This window comes from Nocardiopsis sp. CNT312 (assembly GCF_000515115.1).
Taxonomy (GTDB): Bacteria; Actinomycetota; Actinomycetes; order Streptosporangiales; family Streptosporangiaceae; genus Nocardiopsis.
In genome coordinates this window covers 160,117-186,493 of record NZ_KI911536.1, presented here as the reverse complement: position 1 = coordinate 186,493, position 26,377 = coordinate 160,117, and the positions used below count along the sequence as shown (strand labels likewise).

Annotated in this window: 10 protein-coding genes; 9 read left to right on the top strand and 1 reads right to left on the bottom strand. The window is 70.8% G+C overall.

Annotation, left to right across the window (positions count from 1 at the left end; genetic code table 11):
* The first annotated feature begins 401 nt into the window (after positions 1–401).
* The 3 genes from B042_RS26705 to B042_RS0117745 all read left to right on the top strand — a co-directional run bounded on the left by B042_RS26705 (position 402) and on the right by B042_RS0117745 (position 13,763).
* Complete coding sequence (locus tag B042_RS26705; RefSeq protein WP_369797723.1) at positions 402–11,519, top strand: ADP-ribosyltransferase; 11,118 nt, start codon at positions 402–404, stop codon at positions 11,517–11,519.
* Between the two features lie 142 nt (positions 11,520–11,661).
* Positions 11,662–12,423 (top strand): hypothetical protein, encoded by a 762-nt coding sequence (locus B042_RS24515; RefSeq protein ID WP_051415771.1) that lies wholly within the window; start codon positions 11,662–11,664, stop codon positions 12,421–12,423.
* 62 nt (positions 12,424–12,485) lie between these two features.
* Positions 12,486–13,763, top strand: coding sequence for a S8 family serine peptidase (locus B042_RS0117745; RefSeq protein ID WP_028649449.1), 1,278 nt, complete (start codon positions 12,486–12,488; stop codon positions 13,761–13,763).
* A gap of 44 nt (positions 13,764–13,807) precedes the next feature.
* Here B042_RS0117745 and B042_RS0117740 read toward each other — a convergent pair whose 3' ends face one another.
* The gene (locus B042_RS0117740) at positions 13,808–17,776 is read right to left on the bottom strand and encodes a type VII secretion protein EccC (protein ID WP_028649448.1); all 3,969 of its coding nucleotides are present in this window, start codon (positions 17,774–17,776) and stop codon (positions 13,808–13,810) included.
* A 200-nt stretch (positions 17,777–17,976) separates the two neighbouring features.
* On the opposite strand from B042_RS0117740, the gene eccD reads away from it, so the two are divergent.
* The 6 genes from eccD to B042_RS26230 form a co-directional block, all read left to right on the top strand.
* Positions 17,977–19,377 carry a type VII secretion integral membrane protein EccD gene (gene eccD, locus B042_RS0117735; protein ID WP_028649447.1) on the top strand — a complete coding sequence of 467 codons (1,401 nt, stop codon included), beginning with the start codon at positions 17,977–17,979 and terminating at the stop codon, positions 19,375–19,377.
* A 1-nt stretch (position 19,378) separates the two neighbouring features.
* The gene (gene eccB, locus B042_RS0117730) at positions 19,379–20,827 is read left to right on the top strand and encodes a type VII secretion protein EccB (protein WP_036555531.1); all 1,449 of its coding nucleotides are present in this window, start codon (positions 19,379–19,381) and stop codon (positions 20,825–20,827) included.
* A 71-nt stretch (positions 20,828–20,898) separates the two neighbouring features.
* Entirely contained in the window at positions 20,899–21,222 is a 324-nt protein-coding gene (locus tag B042_RS0117725) for a hypothetical protein (protein ID WP_028649445.1), read from the top strand.
* 63 nt (positions 21,223–21,285) lie between these two features.
* The gene (locus B042_RS0117720; protein WP_028649444.1) at positions 21,286–21,582 is read left to right on the top strand and encodes a WXG100 family type VII secretion target; all 297 of its coding nucleotides are present in this window, start codon (positions 21,286–21,288) and stop codon (positions 21,580–21,582) included.
* 1,981 nt (positions 21,583–23,563) lie between these two features.
* Entirely contained in the window at positions 23,564–25,201 is a 1,638-nt protein-coding gene (locus tag B042_RS26700; RefSeq protein WP_028649442.1) for a hypothetical protein, read from the top strand.
* A 59-nt stretch (positions 25,202–25,260) separates the two neighbouring features.
* The coding region (locus tag B042_RS26230; protein ID WP_036555530.1) for a hypothetical protein at positions 25,261–26,377 on the top strand (1,117 nt) is incomplete at its 3' end.

Below are 26,377 nucleotides of genomic sequence, written 5' to 3'. Positions count from 1 at the left end.
CCACCACACCCGGAACCGAGCTCCGCCCCGAAGCCAACAACACCAACAGAGACCGCCACCACAACAACGACCACAACACGGGCGAGACAGGACCTACAACCACAACCGACAGGAACCCCCAGGACACCACCCCCCACCCCGCACCCACCGGACCGGACACGGACAACCCCGCACACACCCCCGAACCGGCCCCACCCCGCACCGACCCCTACCAGAACACCCCGATCACCAACAGCGGCACCACAGACAACAGCCGCACCCCCAGCACACAGAACACCCCGAACACCCGCACCATCGACAGCAGCAGAGCCACCAACCCCACCGGTTCTGCTCCCGCAACCACGCGCACCCCACACGATCCCTCTACCGGCACCGGCCACGGCGAAGGCCGCACCCTCTCCGTGCGGGACCAGGACACAACCTCGCCCCTCTCACGGGGCAGCGCCTACCTCGACGAGTTCGCCGCGGAACTCAACCGCCCCCGCACCGCTGACCACGGTCACGAGACGTCTCGTCCCCAGGACACCGATTCCCTCCCCGGCCTCGGCTCCGACAACGGCTCCTTCTACAGCGGTTCCGTCCCCGCCACACCCACCACCTCCCTCCCCTTCAATCTCCTCGAACCCAAACATCCCCTCCTCACCAGTCTTGCCCCCGAGGGCACCAGCGCTTTCCCCTCCTCTCCTCTGGGCCACGACACCGACCACACCCCTCTCGGCGTCGTCACCCTCAACGGCATCGAGCCGACCGGTACCGCTGCCACACCAACCGGACAGGCCGCCCCCGGACCAGGGGGCAACACCCCCGCCAGAACCGGAAGCAGCGACACCGCTCCCGGCAGGAACGACAGCAGGACCACGGAGAGCAAGGCCCCGAACAGCGCCCCTGGCCAGGCAGCGCGCGCCCCGCACACCCTCGGTGACAGCCCAAGAAGCGGCCTTCCCTACGCCCCCACCCCAAGCCAGGCGCCCACCACCACAGCCGGCGATCCGGTCGAGGACCTGCGGACCCGTGCCGACACCGTTCGCGCCAAGACCGAACAACACCGCGACCGGGCCAGAGCGCTCCTGGACTTCGCCCAGGAACAACAGGACACAGCGCCCCAGCACCTCATCGAACAAGCACAGCGGTACGGACAGAGGGCCCAGGACCGCGCCGACCGGTTCGACGAAGCCGCCCAAGCCCTCGACACCGCCGCCGACGCCACCCGACGCGCCCCCGGCAGCGCAGAGGCCACCTCGGCCAGAAACCGCGCCGACAACCTCTACAACGGCGTCCGCCCCCTCCTCTCTCCCGCCGACAGCGACACCGACATCACCGTCAACCTCGCCCAAATCAGTACTCACCAAGATCCGGCTCCCACACCACAGACCTTCCCTCCCCCCGGTCCATCGGTGCCGGGCACACTCGGCGACGACGGCGTACGCCGCTTCGCCACCACCCAGGAAGGGGAGGGCTACGGCGACACGGTCCTGGACCACGGCTCCAGGGCACCCCACACCTTCGCTGACCTGACCCGGCCGCAGAAGGAAGCCGTCACCGAATACGCCCGCCTGGGGGCCCTGGTCCACGACTCGCTCCTGCGAACACCCATCGCGGGTTGGTCGGCCCTCCTGTCCGAGGCGAACAGCAGCCGGGGCAGCGGATGGGCCGTCTACAACATGGCGGGGCTCCAGCCACCGACCCTGGACCACGCACGGAGGGCGATGGCCCTCCCTGCGTACCACCCCGAGCGCCGGATCGCCGAGGAGATCATCGCCTCTCCCGACCCGGAGGCCGCCCTTACCCAGCGCAAGAGGCAGGCCGGCAGGGCCGGAGAACTCATCGAGGTGTTCGGGGCGCCCCCCACCGTGGACACCATCGGAACACAGATCTCTTTCCTCGACAGCGCCATCGACCGCAGCCCCCTGCCCGAGTCCGTTGAGGCACACCTGGCCTGGTACGACGCCTCCCGCCTACTCGAACTCGGCCTGCAAGACATCGCAAGCATGACACCACAGGGCCTGGCGACGCTCACTGGGCGCGTGGGGACCGAGCACGGCTACCTCTCCGCCGCCCTGGGCCAGGCACCGCGACCGCAGGGCTCGGCTCCCCTCCCGGAGGTGCGCCTCGTCCTGTCAGCTGGCAGCAAGGCCCTGTGGTTGGGAGAGAGGAGCAGCCTCCCGGGCCGCAAACGCCTCCTGCTGCCACGCGGAACGCGCTACAGCCTCGTAGGGGCAGAGCGGTCCGACGACCGCACCCTCATCACCTTGAGCGCGGTCCCCGGAGCCGCCCCCGCCCCGTTGCCCTACCCCGCCCCGGGCCGGGTGGTCCCGTCCGGATACCGCGGATTCGACTCGGACGCGGAAGGAAACCGCTACGGTGAAAACGTGCTCGGCAATCCCGCGCACAACCCGCACGCCTTCGCCAACCTCTCTCCTCAACAGCAGAAGGCGATCCGGCAGTACACCATCACCGCCCGACCGCTCAACCTCGCGCTCCGGGCCGGCGACGATGCCAAGGCGTCCCGGATCCTGGCGGACATACGCCAGCAGACCGGCCCCGGCTGGCCCCTCTACGAGTTGACGCCGGACCTGCGGCCCCCGACCTTGGAAGAGATCATCGCGGCCTCCAGCCGAGGCGATCTGTCCTGGGAGCAGAGGTACCTCGTCCAAGGCATCATGAATTCCCCGACCCCGCAGCAAGCACTCACCTTCTTCCTGCGAAAAGCGGGTGCAGCCGGGCGTGCGGCGCACGCGTTCGACGGCTTCCCCACCCTGGACACCCTGTACCGCCAGAGGGACCTCATCGACCAGGCCATCGCCCTGAATCGGCTGCCTGAACCCCTCGTCGCGCACCGGACCCTGAGCAGCCTCAACTTCATGCATGATGAACTGGCCACGATGGCTCGGCATAGGGTGCAGCAACTGCCGCAACTGGGCGAGCTCCGAGCCATGCTCATCGGCACGATCCAGACCGAGCCCGGCTACATGTCCACCAGCCTGGGAGCCAATGCCCAGCTGCCCAACTGGAACCACCGGGCGCCCGTCCACCTCCACGTGTCCCTGCCCGCCGGGGCACACGGCATCTGGCCGGGGCAGCACAGCTACGTCCCCGAGCAGAGGGAACTACTCCTGCCCAGGGACTCCCGGTACAGGCTCACCGAAGTCACCCGCGACGCCCAGGGCATCATCCACATCAACGCCGAACTCCTGCGGCCCCGCGCCCGCATCAGCAATACTCCCGGCCCACGGACCGCCAGCGGCAACGGGTGGGTGAATCTGCCCGACGGCACCCGGCGCTGGGGACGCTACGGCGCCGCCGGACTGCTCCTGCACTCCACCGCACCAGACGGCACCGTCCACGTCCTGCTCCAACAGCGCGGTGCCGCGGCCGACCAGGAGGGCACCTGGAGCATCCCCGGCGGCGCCCGCAACCGCGACGAGACCCCCCTCCAGGCCGCCTGGCGCGAGTTCGGCGAAGAGGTCGCCGGGCCTCTCGACGAACCCGACATCACCGGCCTGCACACACACGATCTCAAGATCTGGCGCTACGACACTTACATCGCGCACGTCCCCGGCCTGCCCGACTTCAGCCCCAGGAACCGGGAGAGCACCCACGTCCGATGGGTCCCCGCCCACGAAGTCACCTCCCTACCCCTGCACCCCGGCTTCCGCACCACCTGGGAACAGGCGCACCAGGACCTGAGCCCGGCCACGGCATCACACACGACCACCGCTCCCCCGGACAAGCGCTCCTCCTCCACACTGCTCAGACTCCGGAACAAGATCAAACAGCACTTCATCAAGCCCACGGGCACCGTCGGACGGGACGGCGTGCGGCGCTTCGCCACCAGTGAGGAAGCCGCTCGCTACGGCGACGGGTTCCTCGACGAACAGCCCGCCCGGCGCGCCTTCTCCTACCCCAGGCTCTCGGCCGACCAGAGGGCGGCCATGGACTCCTACGACACGTACGGCAGAATGCACAACTATGTGCTGCGGGACGGAAGACCGCTGCTGGAGGTGCCCTCGGGGGGCGGCCCCAAGGACACCCCCTCCACACCCGAACTCGTGCACGACATCAGACACATCGACCACGTCATCGCCCGCAGCCCGATGCCCGAGACCGTTGAGGCCCACCGGTCCCTGCTGAGGGTCTCCTTCATGGACACGGAACTGGCCCATGAGGGCAGGCCCACCCTGAAGCAGCTCAAAGCACTCGTGGGGACGGTCCAGACCGACCGCGGCTACATGTCCACCACCCTGGGCGCGGGAACGCTGGACATCGGCAACTGGTCCCTCCGGCACCGGTACCGCCTGCACCTGACCATCCCCGCGGGCAAGAACGCGTTCTGGTACGGGAAGACGAGCTTGGACCCCAGACAGCGGGAACTGCTGCTGGAACGCGACACCTTCTACAGGATCAACGGGGTCGCCGAGGACGACCAGGCGATCCACATCCACGCCGACGTCCTGCTCGTCCCCCCCGGAGCGGGCGCCCTCACCGTGCTCACCCCTGCCAGCGCCGCCGGGCCCCCCGTCTCCGGCCGGGCGTGGACAAAACTGGGCGACGGTACCTACCAGTGGGGCCGCTACGGCTTCGCCCAAGCGATGGTACGTGTCAAGGGCTCCGACGGTGCCGTCTGGATCCTGCTCCAGCGCTCCAGCTTCCTCAGTCACATGAACGGCCTCTGGGCCCTTCCGGGACAGGCCGTCAACCGCGGTGAGGACTTCTACGACGCCGCCTGGCGCGGAATCACCGAGGAAACCAACCTCGACCGGTCCAGGTTCAACGCCGTGCCCAAACAGACGCACACCCGTGACCTCCACGGTTGGCGCCACACCACCTACATCATCGATGTGGGCGACAATACCGGGCCCATCATCCCGAAGGCCAGGAACAAAGGCACCCATTTCCAATGGGTCCGTTTGCAGGACCTGGCGAGGGTCGACCTCCACCCCCACTTCCACGAACTCGCCAGGGCCGTGCGGGAAGGCCGGACGGAACCGTACACGGCACCACCGGTGACAGGCACCGCCAACACGGTCAACCTGACCGCGGCCACCGTCCGCCTCCCCGACACCCTCGCCTCCGAACAGGACCTGCGGACCCGCGCCGCCACTGTCCGGGGCGAAGCCCTCCAGTACCAGGACAGGGCCACCGAAGCCCTCATCTGGACCACCAGAGCGGAACAGACCGGCACCACCGACGAGACCCGGAAGCGGCTCATCGCGGAGGCCGGAAACGCCGGCCGGAACTACACGCGCCTCGCCCACCGGTTCCACAAAGCCGCGGACGCCCTCGAAGACGCTGCCGAGGCCGCCCTGCGCGACCCCGGCAGCGCCCGGACCGCCGCCGCCACGGCGCACGCCGAACAGCTCTACAACAACATCCGTCCCCTCTTGGCCCACGCCAACAGCGACACCGACCTCACCATCAACCTCGCCCGCATCGGCCCGGAGCCGACCCACGACGACCCTGCCCCGCATCCCGGCTCCGGTGCACCGGACCAGGTGCAGCAGCCTCCTCCGGAAGTAGCGGCCACGCCCGACCTGCGCCCGGGGAGCGTGGACCCCAGCGGGGTCCGGAGCTTCGACGACGACGGCGAAGCGGAGGAGTACGGCGACGACTTCCTCGACGACCCCCGGACCAACCCGCACGCGTTCACCACCCTGACCGGTGAGCAGCAGAACGCCGTGACGGAGTACACCAAACACTCATGGCCCTACAACACGGTGCTGCGCGAGGGATGGGACCAGCGGTCGAGAGAGCGGCTGCTCCAGGCGTGGATCGCCGACCGCGGCGACGGCTGGCCCCTGTATGAGATGACCGGGCTGGCACCGGTCACACTGGCCGATGTCGAACGCGCCGCCCACCGGACCGACCTGCCCCGGGAACAGGCCGCCCTCGTACACGAGATCCAGGCCTCGGCCAGCCCCGAGACCGCACTGCACCTGTGGAAGGCCAGGGCCGGCGACGCCGGCGAACTGGTCGAGGTGTTCGGGGGCCTGCCCTCCCTCGCCGACATCGAGCGCCGGATCGCCCTGATCGACCAGGCACTGGACCGCCCCCTGCCCGAAGCGGTCGTCGTGCACCGCGGCGTGGACAGCATCGACTTCATGGACCGGTTCGATCCGGAGAACCTCCAGGACCTGGTGGGGAGCCGGCAGACCGAGTACGGCTACATGTCCACCACCCTGGGCAGGGGAACGGCGTTTCCCGGGGCGCCGCAGTGGTCGGCCCACCTCCATCTCACCCTGCCGAGCGGGACCAGGGGCCTGTGGGTCGGTACCAACAGCGCGCACCCGCACCAGCGAGAACTGCTCCTGGCGCGCGATACCGACTACACGGTCACGAAGGTCGCCGAGGAGGACGGGGACCTCCGCATCCACGCGGAGGTCCAGGTCAGCGCTGACGGCACCGGATCCCCCGGAGCGGGCTCCCTGTCACCGGCCTCACTCCCCGACCTGGACTCGCTGGACCCGGACCTCCTGGACAGGCTGGCCTCGGACTCCGACGACGCTCTGACCGTGGGCCTGGTACGCGTGCCGGACCTGGCCGCGGCCGGGTCTCGGGGCCCCGGCCCCGTGCCCCCCGCCGAGGACCTGGATGCCAGGACCCGCCTTGTCGAACAGGCGGCGGAGAGCGCCGAAGAGCGTGTCGACGAACTCAACGGGCTGCTCGGACTCGCGCGAGGCACCGGTCGGCGAGCGCTCGTCGATGACGCCGCGGAACTCGTCAGGAACGCGGTCCCCCGCGCACGAAGGCTGCGCGAGGCGGCCGACGCGCTCCGCAGGGCCGCCGATCTCGCCCGGAACGGCTCCGGCGGGGCTCAGGCCGCCGCTTCCAGGGAACGCGCCGAAGAGCTCTACCGGGGTGTCGAGCGCCTCCTGGTCCCGCTGCCGCTTCCCCCCACCGCCCAGGAACGCGACCTCACCGTCCACCTCGCCCGCACCGGTACCGACGGCTCGGAGGGTTCCGGCTCCTCCGGCCCGACGCCGCGGCCCACGGGCACGGCCCCGGCGGAGAACGCCCGCTCCGACGATGCGCCCTCCCTGGAGCAGCGGTTCAGCGAAGCCCTCCAGGTGCACGTGGACAGCGGCCGCCCAGAGGCGCGGGCGAGCGACGCCCCCGGCTCGGGGACGGCCGTGGTCGAGGGCCCCGGCGCGAACAGGGAATCCGATCCGTGGCCAGGGCGTGTGGGGCCCGACGGCATCCGACGCTTCGGCACCGACGACGAGGCGGAGGCCTACGGTGAACACGTGCTCGGGGACCCCGGCACCAACCCGCACTCCTTCGGGAACCTGACCGGGGAAGAACGCACGGCGGTGCTCGGGTACACGACCAGTGCCGTCCCCTACAACAGCCTGATGCGCATCGCGAACCGCCAGGACCGCGAGGACCTGATGGAGCAGTGGCTCTACACGCGCGGCCCGTTGTGGCCCCTGTACGAGATGACGGGGTTCACACCCCTGACGTTGGAGTCCGTGGCCGAGGGCTACGAGAGGTTCACCTCGCTTCCCCGAGAGCAGGCCGCCCTCGTCCAGGAGATCATGGAGTCGGCCGACCCCGCGTGGGCCCTGCAGCAGATGAAGACGTGGCGCTGGACGCACAGCACGATCCTGATCGAATCGTTCGGTGCCCTGCCCACGTTCGAGGAGATAGAGCACCGTATCGACCTGATCAACCGGGTCATCGCGCGCAACCCCCTGCCCGAGCGCATCACCGTGCACCGGGTCCTCTACGAGATCAACTTCATGCGGGGTTTCACGCCCGAAGACCCGCACGCACTCGTGGGCCAGATCCAGAGGGAACCCGCTTTCCTGTCCACTTCCCTGGGGGTGGGCACCCCGTTCGGCTCGGGCCGCTTTCCGTTCGAACTCCACCTCACCCTCCCCCCCGGAACGGGAGGGCTGTGGCTGGGCAAGCACAGTGTGTACCCGGATCAGAGGGAACTGCTCCTGCAGCACGGCACCGAGTACCAGGTCACGGCGGTCACCGAACGCGACGGTGTGACCCACATCGACGTCGAAGTCCTCGCGCCCGCCCCGGGGGAGCCCTCAGGCGGGGATGGCACCCGCAGCGCCCCCGCCGAGGACGCCCCGGTTTCCGGTGACGGCTGGGTACGCGTCCCTGACAGTACATACCGGTGGGGCCTGTACGGTGCCGCCGGGCTGCTGCTGTACTCGGACGGACCGGACGGCACCGTCCCCCACGTCCTGCTCCAGCACCGCGGCTCGGACACGGACGCGGGCGACACCTGGAGTGTCCCGGGCGGAGCGCGCGACCGCGACGAGACCCCCCTCCAGGCCGCCCGGCGCGAATTCTCCGAAGAGGTCACCGGGGACCCCGGAGCGATCGAGGTCGTGGGCACCCACACCCACGACCTCACCTCCTGGCGCTACGACACCTACCTGGCCCGTGTACCCGGATTCCCGGACCTGGGCAGAAGCAACGAGGAGAGTCGACAGATCCGCTGGATTCCCGTCCAGGAAGTCGCCTCACTCCACCTGCACCCCGCTTTCCGCACCACGTGGAACCGTCTGCGGAACAGTCTGGACCTGGCGGCACGTCCGGAAGGGCCGCCCCCCGGCGAGGCCGCGGACACCGGCGAAGCAACTGAAACGGGGCCGGTCCTGCCCGAGATCCAGATCACGGAGACCCCGCCCACCCCGGAACAGCTCCCGCGGCAGGACCTGCCCGCCCTGGTGATCCAGGACGAACACGAGTACACGCTCGGCACCGGCGCCACCGCCTTCCCCCCCGCCGGGGACGGCGCTGGAACCGCCCCCACCACCGGTGAGCCCCTCCCCGCGGACCCCGTACCGGTTCAGCCGCCGGACCACACCCGCTCCGACGGGTCCGCGGAGGCCGCCCCCGGTACCGACCAGCCAACGCCGGGCCACCTGGACCACGGCGTGAGACGCTTCGCCGCCGAGGCGGAGGCGGCCGCCTACGGCAACAGGGTCCTCAACGCCCCCGGCGGATCCCGACGTCCCTTCGACCTCCTCACCGAAGCGCAGCGGAAGGCTTTCATGACCTACGCCGACGACAGCGTCTACCGGGAGATCAACCAACTGCTGCGCAGCGGCCAGCCGGTCGAGGAAGTGGAGTCGCTGGGACGCCTGGACGGAAGATTCCACGTCCGCAAGGTCGGGGCGCACCTGCGAAACATCGACCTCATGGACGAGGTCATCTCCCGGAACCCGCTGCCAGAACCCGTCGAGGTGCACCGCGGCCTGGACAGTGTCTCCTTCATGCACAAAGACCTGGAACAAAGAGAGAACCCCACGCTGGCCGACCTCAGAAGGATCCTCACAGGCACGGTCCAGACCGAACTCGCCTACATGTCCACCACCCTGGGGAACGAGCTGAAGGGGTGGGACTTCCCCTACCACGTGCACCTCACGGTGCCTCAGGGCACGAACGGTTTCTGGCTCGGCCAGGAAGGTCTGCCGCATGCCGACGAGCGGGAGGTGCTCCTCGAGCACGGCCTCTCCCACCGGGTCACCGGCGTCACCCAGGACGCCAGCGGCCGGTTCCACATCGACACCGAGATCCTGCCCGGCACCGAGCGGACCCCGCGCATCACCGCCACCGACGGTCCCCCCGCCTCCGGTAGGGCCTGGAAGCGCCTGAGCGACGGCACCTACGAATGGGGCCGGTACGGCATCGCCGAGACCCTGGTGTACACCGCCGACACCGACGGCACCCTCCACGTCCTGCTCCAGCGCTACGGCAGGCACACCCACATGGGCCCCAGCTGGGCCGCCCCGGGCAGAGCCCGCGACCGTGACGAGGAATCCCTCGACGCGGCCTGGCTCGGCTTCTCCGAGGTGACAGGCCTTCCCCCGGACCGGCTCGCCCCGATCGGTTCCGTCACGGCCTACACGCTCAACCGCGGCGAAGGGCAGGAGTGGAGCCGCGATCTCTACCTGGTCCACGCCCGAACCGGCTCAGGCCTTCCCCCGGTCGAGGCCCGGGACGGCGAGAGTACGCTCCAATGGTTCGCCCTGCGCAAGGTGGGCGCCCTGAAACTCCACCCCCACTTCCGCCAGGCCTGGCAGCACATCAGGACCGACGGCCTGGCCGCGGCGTCGACCGTGGCCGGGTTCGAGGCCCGGGCCCGCGCGGTCCTCGGCGAGGCCACCGCGGCCCGGAACCAGGCGGACGCGCTGAACCACTGGCTCCGGGAACAGGAACGGCCCGACGCCCACCGCCCGCCTGGACGGGAACGGCGCATCGAGCGCGTCCGCCACTCCGTGTCGGGGTTCACCGACCGCGCCGAACGGCTCCGCGCCGCCGCCGACGTCCTCCAGCGAACAGCCGACCTCACCCAAAGTGATCCCGAAAGCACCGAGAGTGCCGAGAGCGGGAATCGGGCCGAGACCCTGTACCGGGGGATCCGCCATCTCCTCACGCAGGGGCCCTCCCCCGCCCCCAGCGACGGTAGCGGCGACGGGTGGATCACCCTCCCCAACGGCACCCGGCGGTGGGGCCGCTACGGCGCGGCCGGACTCCTGCTGCACTCCACCGCCCCCGACGGCACCGTCCACGTCCTGCTCCAGAGGCGAGCCGACTGGACAGACGAGGGCGGCACCTGGGGCGTCCCAGGCGGTGCCCGGGACCGGGACGAGACCTATTCCCAGACCGCCCTGCGCGAGTTCAACGAAGAGGTCGCCGGCCTGGGGTACACCCCCCTGGCCGAGCCCGTCCCCCACGAACAGGTGCTCCCCGGCTGGAAGTACGAGACCCACCTGTCCTACATCCTCGGCATGCCCGAGCTAGCGCCCAGGGACAGCGAAAGCCACGAGCTGCGCTGGATCGCCGTCGACCGGGTGGGCTCCCTCGACCTCCACCCCGGGTTCCGCGCCGCCTGGGAACAGCTGCGCGTCCGCGTCACCGAAGACCCACAGCCCACCACCGGCGAGAACAACACCCCACTCGCGGCAACGCCCCCGTTCCCCGCATACGACGCCACCTCCCTGTCAGAGAGATTCACCGAAGCGCTCAGGGGAGAGGGGCACGCCCGTGCCCCCGAGGTGCGGCAGCCCCGCTCCTCTCCCGAACAGGCCCAGGGAGAGGGCCGCACCGATCCCGGCAGCACCCGACATGCCGGTACCGACGGCAGCGGAGCCGCCCCCGCCCTCACCGACCTGACTGAGGCCCAGCGGAACGCGTTCCTGGACTACAGCCGGGACCCGGACCTGCGCGACCGCCTCCGTCGGGCCGACACGCTCCAGCAGAGGCTGGACGCGGTGGAGGAGCGGTCCCTGCGCGGACCGGCCTGGCCCCTGTACGAGATGACCGGGCTCACACCTCTCACCTTCGACGACGTCGTCCGCGCCCACAGCGGCGGTATCGAGCGGCTGCCCGCCGAACAGGCCGAACTCGTCCAGGACATCATGGGTTCGCCCGACCCCGTGCTCAGGTTCGAGGAATTGAAGCGGCGGTCGGGCAGGATCGCCTCCCTCATCGAAACGTTCGGCACCTTCCCGGACCTGGTCGGCATGGAACGGGAGTTCCACCCCATCGGCTAGGACCGGGGCGCGCCCGTACCCACGTCACATCGGGAGGCAGCACCGCAGGGACGCGAATGCGGAAGAATGATATTTACCAGGCATCGCAAGCATCACCGCAGAAGACACCCGGGTCCGTTCCTCCGAGACGAGAGACACAGCCATGTCCGATACCCCGTTCGAGCGAACAGAGCACTACGCCTTCTCCACTTCCACCCCCGTCCGCTACCAGCCCGTCACCCGCGGGGAGACGGTGATCGCCTACCTGTGGGCCTCCACTACCGAGGACGCGGCGAGCTGTCTCATGGTCCTGGCATCAGCCGAACCGATCGAGCGGCTCCGGACGGCGGCACAGTGGGCGGAACGGCTGGGCCGGGCGCGCTCTGAGGGCCTGACCGCGCTCCAGGCACTCGAACGCTGGCACGGCGCCCCGGAGGATCCGGTCGCGGGCGGCACCGGGCGGCCCCCGGGGGAGGTTGCGGCCCTGGAGGAGCTGTACGAGATCGCCAACCCGGGGCACCCGCACCCCGAGCCGGTCCCGGAGGAGCCCGCCGACGGCCCCGGAGGGCGGTGGGGCGACCTGGCCCCCTTCACCCTGGACCGGCGCACCTACCACCCCGACACCGATGCGGCCGTGCGCTACGCCCCGGTCAGCGACGGGGAGCAGGTCGTGGGCTATCTGTGGGCGGCCGAGACCGACGACGCCGCGTCCTTCATCGCCACACCCCGCTCCGGTGCCGCCGGCTCACGGGCCAAGAGCGCCTGGATCATGTGGATGGTCGACCGCAGGAGCGAGGAGGTCTCGCCTCTGGAGGCGTTCGAGCTGGCCGCCGACCAGCCGCCCCACGGCAGCGCCATCCCCCCGGGTACGGAGGCGGCGACCGCGGCCAGCCTGCGGGAACTGGAACGGATCGCCTGGAGCTGACCGCGAGCCAGGGCACACGCAACCGCCCGCGCCAACCCGTGACGAAGGATGGACGACCCCTGATGAACGAGCAGTCCACGAGCCGGAGCCACCCGCCGCGCACCGGGCGCGGTCACCGGCGCGGCCGTGCCGCGGCAGCGGCCCTCCTCATGCTCGGGCCGACGCTGGCCGCCGCTCCGCACGCGGCGGCCGACGAGCCCGCGGCCCTGCCCGAGGTCACCCAGTTCAAAGCGGCCGACGCCCCTTGCGCCGAGCCCGGCGGCGACACCGTGGCGCGCGTCCCGTGGACCTTCCAGACCCTGGGTCTGGCCGGGGCACAGGAGATGAGCCGCGGGGACGGGGTGTCCGTCGCGGTGCTGGCCACCGGGGTGGACGGAGGGGTTCCGGCCCTGGCCGGGGCGGTGGAGGGCGGTGGGGGCAGCGACTGCCTGGGGTACGGCACGTTCCTGGCCGGTGTCGTGGCGGCCCGCCCCCTCCCGGGGAGCGGCTTCGTGGGTGTGGCCCCCGGCTCCGGTCTCCTGCCCGTCCCGACGGGGGACGCCGACACGGGCGTGGCCTCCGCCGCCCAGATCGCGGCGGGTATCGGGACGGCGGTCGCCGCCGGGGCGCGCGTGGTCCTGGTCGGTACCGGGGCCCTGGTCGGCTCACCGGAGCTGGACGCGGCGGTGGAGGAGGCCGAGGCGGCGGGCGCGGTCGTGGTCGCCCCGGCCACCGTGCCGACCGCCGCCGGGCCGTTCCCCTGCCATCCCGCGCAGCACCCCGCGGTGCTGAGCGTGGGTTCGCACGGGGTGGACGGGGCACCCGTCCTGGACACTCCCCTGCTCCTGCCCAGCGGTGAGCTGGCACGGGTGGACGTCGTGGCGCCGGGGGCGAGCGTTCTGAGTGTGGCTCCGGGCGGGGGCGGTCACGCCACCGCCGGGGGCGACGGGGTCGCCGCCGCGTTCGCCGCGGGGTCGGCGGCGCTGCTTCTGGCGCGCGAGCCCGGCCTGGAGCCGGTGCGGGTGCGCGAGCGTCTGGCGGCCACCGCCTACGGGTCGGCGCTGGGGCCCCTCGACCCGGTCTCGGGCAGCGGCCGAATCGACCCGACGGGGGCACTGGCCGCCGCCTCGGGCGCGGAAGGCGAGTCGGCGGCCGTCGGCGAGGCGTTCGTCCCGGACCCGTCGGTGTACGGAGCGGTGGACGCGCCGGGCACCGTCGCGGTGGTGGGGGCCGCCGGAGGGGTGGTCGTGCTGTGCGCGCTGGCCGGCGCGGTGATCGCGGCCGGACGGGAACGGGGGTGGCGGCCCGCCGCCGAGGGCGAGGAGATCACCCCGGAGGAGGACCCGCGCCCCCTCATCTGAGAAGCGCTGCCCGGCCTCCCGCGGCGGGAGGCCGGGCAGCGCCCCTACTCGTCGGCGCCCTCGGCGATGGCGAGCTGGACCTCGACGGGGTCGCGGCGGGAGATCCACAGCGCGCGCCCGGGCGGCATCCTCCTGGCCCGGATGTTGCCGAACAGCATGCCCTCCGAGGGCGGGCAGGACAGCATGATGCTCGGGGTGTTGAAGTCGATGAGGGAACGGATCGCCGGGTCGGACGCGGCCCGGTTGAACCCGCCCGCGGCGTGGACGAGGATGACGTGCATGCCGATCTCGGCGCCCTGGGCCAGCATCGGCATCAGCGGGGCGAGGGGGCTGGGGCCGCTGCCGGAGACCATTTCGAAGTCGTCGATGACGAGGAACAGCTCGGGCCCCGTCCACCAGTCGCGCTTGCGGATGCGCTCGGGGGCGATCTCCGGTCCGGGCATCCGGGCCTTCATCGCCTGGGCGGCGGCGACCACCATCTCCTTGAGACTGTCGGGCGAGACCGCGTAGCCGAGCTGCATCTCCTTGGGGACGGCGTCGTAGAGGCGGCGGCGCTGGTCGGCCAGGACCACGCGCGCGGTCCCGGGGCCGTAGTGCTGGCGGATGGCGTTGGTGATGTGCCGGATCAGGGTGGTCTTGCCGGTCTCGGTGTCGCCGACCACGAGCAGGTGCGGGGTGAGGGAGAAGTCGTGCCAGAACGGCTTCATGCGGCGGCTCTCCAGCCCCAGCGGGACCCTGAGTCCGCCGTCCCTGGTGAGTCTGGAGGCGGGGAGTTCGGCGGCGTGCAGGATGGGCGGCAGAGTGCGCACCGGCGGTGCCTCGGGGCCGTCCCAGGCGGAGCGCACACGTTCGACGAGGTCGGCCATCCCGGCGGAGAGGGTGACCGGTGAGGCGTCGCCGTCGGCTCTGGGCAGGCCGGTGAGGAAGTGGGACTTGTCCTCGGTGATGCCGCGGCCGGGCACACGGGGGACGGTCTGGGCGGTGCGCATGTGCACCACGGAGTCGACCGGGTCTCCCAGGCGCAGTTCGAACCGGGTGCCCATCAGGTCGCGCACGCTGGTGTTGAAGTCGGCCCAGCGAGGTGAGGCCACCACCACGTGCAGGCCGTAGTTGAGGCCGCGCTGGATGAGCTGGACGATGGGGGGGATCAGGTCGGCGAAGTCCTGGCGGATGGTGCCCCAGCCGTCGATGACCAGGAACACGTCCCCGTAGGGCTGGTCGGCGAACTCCCCAGCGGCGCGGCGGTGCCGGTAGGTGGTCATGGAGTCGATGCCGTTCTCGGCGAAGAACGCCTCCCGCTGGGTGAGCAGTTCGTTCATCTCCATGACGGTGCGGTTGATGCGCCGTTCGTCGCTGCGCGGCGCCACGCTGCCCACGTGCGGCAGGGACGTGAGCGTCTGGAGGACGCCGCCGCCGCAGTCGATGCCGTAGAACTGCACCTGGGCGGGGGTGTTGACCAGGCCCAGGCCGAGAATGAGCGAGGCCAGGAGGGTGCTCTTGCCGCTCTGCGGCCCGCCGGCGATGCCCACGTGGCCGCCGGAGCCGGTGAGGTCGGCGGTGAGCGGCAGACGGGTGTGCTCGAAGGGGCGGTCGACGATGCCGAGCGGGATCGCGAGGCGGCCCCGGTCGGTCCAGGCCAGACCGCCCCGGGGCACCCGGACGCCGACCATGCCCAGCAGTTCGTCCAGCAGCGGCGGCACGTCCAGGGGCGGCAGCCACACCTCGCGGGCGGCCGGTCCCTGCCCGTGCAGCTTGGACAGCGCGACCGCGAGGAGGGTCTCGGTCGCCTCCTGCGGGGCCTCCTCCTCGACGGTCACCTCGGGCTCGGGCGCACGCGAGGGGACGTGCCCGTCCAGGAAGGGGACGACCTCGCGGCCGGTGGCCAGGCTGCGGGAGACACGGGGACGCGTCCGGTAGGCGCCGGAGACGTAGGCGGCCTTGAAGCGGACGAGGGTGTCGGTGTCGGTCTTGAGGTAGCCGTTGCCGGGCGATGAGGGGAGCTGGTGGGCGTCGGGGACGCCCAGGACTCCGCGGCTCTCGATGGCGGAGAAGGTGCGCAGGGCGATGCGGTAGGAGAGGTGGCCCTCCAACTGGTGCATGCGGCCCTCGTCCAGGCGCTGGGAGGCGAGCAGCAGGTGCACACCGAGGCTGCGGCCCAGGCGGCCGATCATGACGAAGAGGTCCATGAAGTCGCGGTGCGCGGCGAGCAGCTCGCTGAACTCGTCGACGACGACGAACAGGGTGGGCATCGGCTCCATGGACGGGTCGGACTCGCGGGCCTTCTCGTACTCGTGGACGGAGCTGAAGTTGCCCGCGGCGCGCAACTGCTCCTGGCGCCGGACCAGCTCCCCGTTGAGGGCGTCCTGCATACGGCTGACGAGGACCGCCTCGTCGGCGAGGTTGGTGATGAGCGCGGAGGTGTGCCGCAGCCCGTCCAGACCGATGAAGGTGGCACCGCCCTTGAAGTCGACGAGGACGAAGTTGAGCGTCTCGGAGGAGTGGGTGAGGGCCAGGGCCAGGACGAGGGTGCGCAGCAGTTCGCTCTTGCCCGAACCGGTGGCGCCGATGAGCATGCCGTGCGGGCCCATGCCGCCGAGGGCGGACTCCTTGAGGTCCAGTTCCAGCGGGGCGCCCTCCGAGCTGATGCCGATCGGCACGCGCAGCCGGTTCTTGGGGTGCAGGTCGCTCCACATCCGCTCGGCCTCGTGGTGGTGCAGGTCGGGGATGCCGACCAGGCCGGTGAGTTCGAAGTCGGTGGTCAGCGGCTCGGTGACCTCGGTCTGGACGCCGATCCGGTAGGGGGCCATGAGGCGGGCCAGGCTGGTGGCCCGGCCGAGGCTGAGGGCGTCGGGGCGGCCCAGAGCGGTCTCGACGTCGCGTCCGCTGTGGTCCTGGGAGAGCATCACGAGCTGGCCGGGCTCCACCCGCAGGGAGAGGGTGTAGGGGTCGTCGTCGGGTGGCATGGGGTCGTCCACGTCGATGATGAGGGCGTTGCGGTAGCCGCCGCCGAGCAGTCGCGATCCGACGGGCACCTCGCCGCCGTCGACCACGATCACGGTGAAGGGCTCCTCCCTTCCTGGAGCGGCGGAGGGGTCGAACCGGGGGCGGTCGGCCATGTCGTCGCCGATGAGCCGTTCCAGGTCCAGGGCGTTGGCGGAGATGAGGCGCACGGGGCCGGCGCCGTCGCCGGCGGTGGGGTGCTGGGCGTGCGGCAGCCACTTCGTCCACGTCCAGTCGGGGCGGGCCGCGTCGGAGGCACAGACCGCCACGCGGAGCTCGTCGTGGGCGTGGAAGACGGTGAGCTGTCCGACCAGGGCCCGGACTAGGGCGCGGCAGGCGTCGGTATCGCCGCGCAGCGAGATGCGGGCGTAGCCGCGCAGGTGCACCTGGACGGGCTGGTCCTCCACGGTGCTGTAGGCGCGGATGAAGCGGCGCAGCGCGTGCGCGCTGAGGGGTTCGAGGTCCTCCACGGGTTTGGAGGCGACCGGGGCGATGGCCATGGCCATGGCCTGTTCGCCCACGCCGACGCGCACCTCGGCGAAGTCCTCGTCCTCGGCGCGCCGCTCCCACAGGCGGGAGGTGCGCACGATGGACCACAGGGCGTCGGGGTGCGGGGCCCTCCAGAGCATGGCGTCGCGCTGCTCGACGACCACCTCGCGCAGCCGGGTGCGCATCTGTTTGAGGTAGCGCAAGTAGTCGCTGCGGTCGTCGTTGAGCTTGCGGCGGCGCTCCAACTGGGTGCGCAGGTACTGGCCGCCGAGCATCACCACCGCGCCGACGAGCATCATGCCGCCCGCGATGTAGGGCATGACCGAGTCACCCATGCCGCTGCCCGGGCGGATGAAGAGCATCATCATCGCCATCGAGGTCAGGGCCATCGGCAGGTACATGAAGATCGACGACATGCTCGACTGCGGCTCGGCCAGTTCGGGGGGTTCCTGGAGGGTGATCTCACCCCTGGGCAGGTCCGGCCCGGGGCGGCGGGGCGGTCGGCGGACGAGGATCGTACTCACGGGCTCTGGAGCCTTCCGTGCCGAAGGGGTGACCGGAATCCCTCCGTCACCCGTTTTCATCATGCCAAGCAAACGCTATTGTTGCCACACGAAACCACTTCGGTGCACACCATAAACCATGCACTTCCTGATGCGGGTGGCCGAAGACCACGGCCCCCTGCTGCTCAAGAACGAGTATCCGTGATGGGTGAGAACCCGCAATGAACGATCCCGCCGCCGCGGACCTGTGCCGCCTCCTGGTCCGTGCCCCCAGCCGCTCCTTCGAGATCGCCGTCCCCTCCGACGTCCCCCTCTCCGAACTGCTGCCGACCTTCGTGCTCTACGCCGAGGGCGACAACGGCGAGGACTTGGACGAGAGCGGCCTCGAACACGACGGCTGGGTACTGCAACAGCTCGGCGACGAGCCGTTCGAGGAGGACGAGACGGCGGGGTCGCTGGGCCTGTGCCACGGCGAGACCCTGTACCTGCGCCCCCGCCGCGACCAGCTTCCGCCCATCCACTTCGACGACCTCACCGACGGGGTCGCCACGGGCATGGCGGAACGGGGCGACCGCTGGCGGCCCGCCTACACCCGAATGCTGTTGCAGGGGCTGAGCCTGGCGGTGCTGGTCACCGGCCTGGCCGTACTGGTGACCGGGGGCCTGGGCGGGCTGACCGCACTGACCGCCGCGTCCTCGGCGGTCCTGATGCTCCTGTCGGCCTGGGCCGCCTCCCGAGCCATGGGCGACCTGCTCGCCTCCACCGGGCTGGCGACGACGGCCGTCCTGTACATGGCCCTGGCCGGAGCGAGCGTGCCCACTGGCGAGCCCGGCCTGAAACTGGCCGGGGCGATGGTCCTGGCCGCCGCCATGGCAGCGGCCGGGGCGAGCGTGCTCGGCCTGGCGGCCGTAGCCGGATCGGTCCCCTTCTTCGCCGGACTGTTCACCGTCGAGGTGCTCACACTGCTGGGCGCGCTGGCACTGATGTTCCTGCCGGGTGCCTCGGTCCCGGCCGTGGCGGGCCTGATCGCGCTGATCGCCCTCCTCCTGGGCACGTTCGTCCCCCAGTTGGCCTTCCGAGCCGCCGGATTGCGACTGCCCCCACTGCCGGCCAACCCCGAACAGCTCCAGGAGGGCATCGACCCCTTCCCCGCCCGCGCCGTCCTGGACCGCACGCAGCTCGCCGACCGCTTCCAGACCGCGCTGTACGGGGCGATCGGTGCGGTGCTCACCGTGTGCCTGGTGGTACTGGCCCTGGAACCGGGCTGGGTGGAGGTGTCCCTGTGCGTCATCGTGTCCCTGGTGGTGCTGCTCCAGGCCCGTGGCGCCACCAGCGCGTGGCAGCGCGCGTTCATGGTCGGCCCCGCCTGGATCGGGCTGACGGCGCTGGCCCTGGCCTTCGCGTGGACGGCCGGGCCCCTCGCGCGTTCACTCACCCTGCTCACGCTGTTCGCCGTCACCGCGGTCCTGGCGATCGTCTCCTGGGCGGTGCCCGGACGCCGCCAGCTGCCGCACTGGGGCCGGGCGGCCGAGATCATCCAGATCGTGCTGTGCGTGGCCGTGTTCTCCCTGGTCCTGGCCGGTTTCGGCGTCTTCGGCGCCCTGCGGTCGATCGGCGGTTGAGATGCAGACACGACGCGACCGGGTCATGGCCTACAACTTCACCGTGGGCCGACTGGGCACGGCGATGCTGGAGGCCGACCCCGACGCCGCGGACGCCCCCCTGCGCCGCACCCGGACCGGGACCTACATCGGCCTGGCCATCGCGCTCGTCCTGTGCGTGGGCTTTCTCGTCTTCGGCCTCATCTTCCCTGGCGGGTCCAGCAGTTGGCGGGAGGAGGGGCAGCTGGTCGTGGACAAGGACAGCGGTGCCGCCTACCTCTACGCGGACGGCGCGCTGCGGCCCGTCGCCAACTTCGCGTCGGCCCGCCTGATCCAGGGAGCGGGCATGGAGGTGTCCCTGGTCTCGGCGGCCTCGCTGGAGGGGGTGCCCGTGGGCGGCCCCGTCGGCATCCCCGGCGCCCCCGACTCGCTGCCCGGCGCAGACGCGCTGGAGGCGGCGGTGTGGCGGCTGTGCGTCCTCCCCACGGACGACGGTGAACGGGCCCGGACGGCCCTGACGATCGACGCCGCCCCCGCCCCCACCCGCCTGACCGGGGACGAGGCGGTCCTGGTCACCGGGCCCGAGGGCGACCACCACCTGTTGTGGCGCGGCACCCGGTTGCGGCTCAACGAGGACGGGGCCGCGCTCCAGGCCCTGGGCTACGGCACCAGCCCCGCCTACCGCGTCACCGGCGCCTTCCTGGACACCGTACCCACCGCCCCCGACCTGGCCGCCCGCGACGTCCCCGGCGCGGGCTCCCCCGGGCGGACACTGGCGGGCGAAGAGCGCCTGGTGGGCCAGGTGTTCACTGTGCCCACCCCCGACCGGCCGGACCAGCACTACCTGCTGTCCTCCGAAGGACTCGAACCCCTCACCCTCACCGAGGCCCTGCTGCTGCTGGCCGACCCCGCGCACGGGGCGGACGCCTACCCCGGTACCGCGGCGGAGGCGATCGAGATCCCCGCCGGCGAGGCGCACGACCACCTGGCCGCAGAGGTCGTGGTCGGCACGGACGAGGACGCGCGCGTCCCCACCGAACCCCCCGTGCTCCGCCAGCCCGGCGACGCACTGCCCTGCCTGCGGCTCGGCACCGAGGGGGACCTGTCGCTGACCCTGGACCCGGCCGACTCGGTGACCGCGCGGCCCTTCCAGGAGATGCCCGCCGTCGCCCCGGGCTGCCCGACCCCCGACCTGCTCGGCGTGCCCGCCGGGGGCGGAGCGGTGGTGCGCGCCCGCCCCGTCGGTGGCAGCACCGGCTCGCCCACCCACTACCTGGTCACCGACACGGCGGCCAAGTACCCGGTGGCGGGTGAGGACGCGCTGGCCGCCCTCGGCGCGAGCGCGCGGACGGCGACGGAGGTGCCCACCTCGCTGCTGCGCCTGCTCCCCACCGGCCCCGTACTGCACCCCGACGCCGCCGCGCTCCCCCTGGGAGCACTCACACCGCCCGACAGCGGGGGGTGCCAGTGACCACCGCCCCCACACGCCCGCACGGCCCACACCGAGGGAACACCGTTTCCCGAGAACAGAGATGAGGAGCCATGGCCGACAACACACGGAATACAGACTGGGCCAACAACATCGCCCAGGAGGCGATGACGGAGGCCCACGGCACGTGCAACAACATCTACACACAGGTCGACAGCACCCGTGACACGCTGCGCGTCTCCTGGCAGGGCGCGGCCTCCAACCGCTACAGCGAGGCGCTGGTGGGGTGGCTGGAGGAGCTGAGGCTCATCACCAACGACATGAACAACATGATCGGTGTGTTCGGCGGCACCGTGCAGTCCATGCACAACGCCGAGGACTTCGGCGTCCTCGAGGGCTCCCGCTGGGCCAGCGAGCTCAACCCGAACCAGGCCTGACACCCTCCGTCGGCCCGGCCCTGGAACCGGGGCCGACGACCGGTCCCACGGAAGGAAGAGTCCATGAGCGGTTTCGATGTCACCTACGCCTACGTCGACGAAGCCACGATGAACCTGCGGGCGCAGACCACCAACGTCGCTAACGCGATCGAGCAGCTCGACGCCCAGATGCAGGCCGTCATGTCGGACCTGGCGGGTGCCACCGCCGACAACTACCAGGCCAAGGTCAACAGCTGGCGCATGAACGTCGCCGACATGCAGGCCCTGCTGGGCAAGGCCGAGATGGCGCTGAACAGCATCCGCAACAACTACGCCGCCACCGACAGCCGTGAGGCGATGCAGTGGGCGGACCTGATGTAGTCCGACGCCCCGGGAGGGGCGGTCCGCTGCGGACCGCCCCTCCCGTCCCGATCCCTGTCCCCGCGCCCCCGCCTCCCGCCCTGTCGGACGGGACCGCCCACCGAACACGTCTGAGGAGTCCCCGTGCTCGAACCGTCCGAACCCCTGGACTTTCGTGCCGCCCTGCTCGGTCCCGTGCCCGCGACCGAGGAAGGCGACGGTGCGGAGGGAGAAGCCGACAAGTTTATGACCACCACGGCGGCGGGGCATGCGGAAGAGTCCTTCCACGGTCCCGCCATGCCGCTGGGGGCCGCCGCGGGACTGGTCACCATCGTCAACGGCTCCCGCACGGTCACCATCGACCCCGACGGCGAGCGGGTGCTCATCGACCCGGCCGGGAGCGAGATCAGCCCCGACGACCAGGGGGTCGTGACACTGGCGGCGATGGACCCGGCCCTGCCGCTCCACAGCCACGCGGTGCCCCTCTCAACGACGGCCACCGCCTCCCACGCCCAGGAGGGGGTCTCGGCCCACGAGGGAACGCCCCCGCTCGACGGCGCGGCCGCGACCGAGGCCGGAGAGCCCCTCCTCCCGTTCCGGCCCGAGGAGATCGGCGCGACGGTGCACGTACAGTCCGCCCAGGAGGAGTTCCCGACCCACGAGGGAACGCCCCTGCTCGACGGCGTGGAACCGGCCGCGGCCCACAGCGCCCTGCCGGAGACCACCTGGGCGGAGAGCGAGGGCCTGCCCGCCGAGATGAACGTCATCGCCACTTCCACAGTCGGCGACGGGATCGGTGACGAAAGGGTCTCCACCACGATCACCGTCGACCCCGACACCGGGGCCGTGACGGTGCGCACCGAAGGCGGCGGAAATGACGGTGCCGACGGTGCGGGCTCCGAGGAAGGCGACGGGGAGGGTCCCACTGAGGACGACGGGGCCCCCTACGAGATCACCGTGGACCCCGATACCGGGGTGGTCACGGTCCAGGTCGACGACACGCGGGTCGAGGTCGACCCTCAGACCGACGAGATCACCATCGACCCGGGCGATCGGGTGCTCAGTGTCGACACCGGCACCGGCCTCATCACCATTGAGGACCCAGAGTCCGAGAAGCCGGGCGGGGACGAGGCGTCTGAGGACGGCGACGGGGGTTCGGGCGGCTCCGGAGAGCACGGCAGCGGCTCCGAAACGGGAGCGAGCCCAGGCGAAGGCTCGGAGAAAGCCGACCAAGACCACGGCTCGGACAGCTCCGGAGCGGAGGGCGGCCTGACGGACACCGAGCCGGAGGCCCCCAAAGAGGGCTCCGGCGGCTCGAACGAGGAGCACTACGCCTCCCACAAGCCCGATGACACCGGAGACGTCCAGGGCAATGAAGGTTCGGGCGGGACCCACGACTCCTCCGGCGACCCGGTCGGCACCGGAAACACACCGGCCGGTCAAGGCGACGACAGCCCCACCGAGCCCGGAACCTCCTACGCACCGACGAAACAACAACCAGCGCTGGAGAGCACCGAACCGACGGACACCGAGCCAGAGGTCCCCGAAGAGGGCTCCGGCGGCTCGAACGAGGAGCACTACGCCTCCCACAAGCCCGATGACACCGGAGACGTCCAGGGCAATGAAGGTTCGGGCGGGACCCACGACTCCTCCGGCGACCCGGTCGGCACCGGAAACACACCGGCCGGTCAAGGCGACGACAGCCCCACCGAGCCCGGAACCTCCTACGCACCGACAAAACAACAACCAGCGCTGGAGAGCACCGAACCGACGGACACCATCGACGACGGCTCAACCCCCAGCCTCACACCAACCCAATCCTCAGCCCACTACGCACCAGCCCCCCAAGACGAGAACCCCACCNACCCGGCCACCGGCGAGCCGTTCCCCGTCGACAGCGACGGCAACCCCTACGACCCCGACACCGGCCTCCCCATCACCTACGACCCCCACAGCGACGTCATTCTCCCCATCAACCCGCTGACCGGTGCCCCCGTCACCTATGACGACCCCGTCGACTCGGTGGAGATCGAGCCCCCAAGACGAGAACCCCACCGACCCGGCCACCGGCGAGCCGTTCCCCGTCGACAGCGACGGCAACCCCTACGACCCCGACACCGGCCTCCCCATCACCTACGACCCCCACAGCGACGTCATTCTCCCCATCAACCCGCTGACCGGTGCCCCCGTCACCTATGACGACCCCGTCGACTCGGTGGAGATCGACCCCGGGACCGGGCTGCCGATCGACCCGGCCACCGGCGAGCCGTTCCCCGTCGACAGCGACGGCAACCCCTACGACCCCGACACCGGCCTGCCCATCACCTACGACCCCGACACCGGGCGGGTCCTGCCCATCGACCCGCTGAACGGCGAACCCATCACCGAGCCGCTGGCGTACGCCCCGGCCGATGTGGACGGCGACGGCACACCGGTCTACAAGCTGGGGGACTACCGGAACGGGGACGGCTCCGGCAGCGGTTCGGGTACCGGTTCCGGGTATCCCGGGAACGGAGCGGTGTTCAGCCCCACCGGAGCGAACAGTGAGGGCGACGAGGAGGACGGGCACGGCTCCGGCTCCGATACAACGAGCGGGAACGGCTCGGAAGGCAGCGAGGGGTCCGGAGACGAGGACGACTCGGAAGGCAGCGAGGGATCCGGAGACGAAGACGGCTCGGAAGGAAGCGAGGGATCCGGAGACGAGGACGGCTCCAGTGCCACGGACGGCGACGGTGGGGACAGCTCCGCCATCCAGGTGGAGGTCGACCCGACCACCGGGCTGCCGATCGACCCCGACACCGGAGAGCCCTTCCCTGTCGACGAGGACGGCAACCCCTACGACCCCGACACCGGGATGCCGATCGACTACGACCCGGAGACCGGTCTGGTCCGGCCGGTCGACCCGCTCACCGGCGAGCCCATCCCCGTCGGCGGCTATCCCGGCGAAGTGGAGGTCGACCCGACCACCGGGCTGCCGATCGACCCCGACACCGGAGAACTCTTTCCCCTCGACGAGGACGGCAACCCCTACGACCCCGACACCGGGATGCCGATCGACTACGACCCCGACAGCGGTCTGGTCCGGCCGGTCGACCCGCTCACCGGCGAGCCCGTACCCGGCAGTCTCCGGGGACCCGGTTCAGGCGGCGGCAGCGGCGGTGGAGACGGTTCCGGAAACGGCAGTGGTTCCGGGGGGGAGGGAAGCGGCTCCGAAGAGGCCACAGCGATCGACTTCGAGCGGGTGAAGCAGTTCCACACGGACTTCATCATCCCGTTGCTCGACCACGCCAGCCAGATGGTCACCCAGTTCGCCCCCTACTCGCAAGAACCCTCGGGCCACTTCATCCTCATCGGGAACTCCGCTCACCTCGAAGTCGCCGGCACCCTGGCCAAAGAGATCGACGAATCCATGACCGTCCTCTACGGCATCATGGCCGACCTGGAGTCGGAAATGCTCGCCATCAGCGACCGATTGGACTCGAACCTCGCCGCGTTCATCAACCTGGAAGACGAGCAGGACCTCACCGCCCAGGAGCTCGTGTCCATCATCGGTTCGCCCTCGGTCTCCTCCGGAAGCGGAACGGGTGGCTACACACCCTCCAGCGGCGACGACGGCACAGGCGACGAGGATCCGGAGTAGGCGCCGAGGACCACGCGGACACGAGTACACGCCGACGACCTGAAGAGGAGTGAGATCCGGTGCCGGGGATCCACGAGATCATGAACATCTTCGCCGACGCCGACGACGAGGGGGCGCACCCGCCCATGCCGTCGGTGAACGAGTTCCTGGACAAGCCCTGGGTGGCCCACGGCCAGTACTTCACGGGCGGCGAGTCGGCGATGGACAGAACGGACGTCAACCGGTGGTGGAGAAAGTACCGGCAGAACACGAACACGTACCAATACAGCACGGGTGGTCCTGGCCAGATGGTCCCGATTGGCACGTGGCACTACGCGGGCTACGTGATGCAGGAGCAGTTGTGGACAGGCGACGACGCCCCTGAGGCCAAGTTCCTCGAACGCCTACCCAAACTGATCAACGTGGCGTCCATCTCCAGAGGAGAAAACGCGTCGACCACCTACGAGAAGTCCACGATCTGGGACATCTCCACCAGCACCGCCGAGCTCGACGACTTCCTCGAAACCTATGCGGGTGACGAGGACTCCGGTCTGTTCAACGTCTACACCGGCCTCGACGTCCCCGACAGCGCGATGCAGGGCAGCGCGGCGGGGGTCTTCGCGGCCCGCGTCTACGACCTGGCCGCGCGCATGACGCACCTGAGCATGCAGCTCCACCGCTTCCACAACGAGGTCAGCAATCTGCGCGAGCCCCTGCTCCCCAAGATCTACACCCTGGTCGAGAAGTACAACAACGCTATCGCAAGCCCAAACTCCACCATCAAGAAGACGCTCGACAACTGGTACTTCAACGTCTCGGCGGGCACCGAGAGATGGCAGGACGGTGGTAGCCGCTTCACGATCCTGATCCACGCCGACCCGCCGTCCCGAGGGGTCGTGGGCACTCCCGAGGCCGACGAAGCGGTCAACAACGAACTGAAGGCGCGCTGGCTCACGGCCTGGGCCCCGGTCATCATCGCGGCGAACGACCTCTACTCCACGATGGCATCCCATTACGAGGGGACCTCGTCACGCCTGAAAAAGATCTACGAACCCGTGGGCGGGCTTCCTCCCGGCTTCAACCAGCCCACGGACGGCCCCGGCGGGGACGGCCCTGACGGGGACAGCGACGGAGACGGCGTCCCCGACTGGCTGGAAGACCTCTACGGCGGAGACGGCCCCGACGGAGACGGCCCCG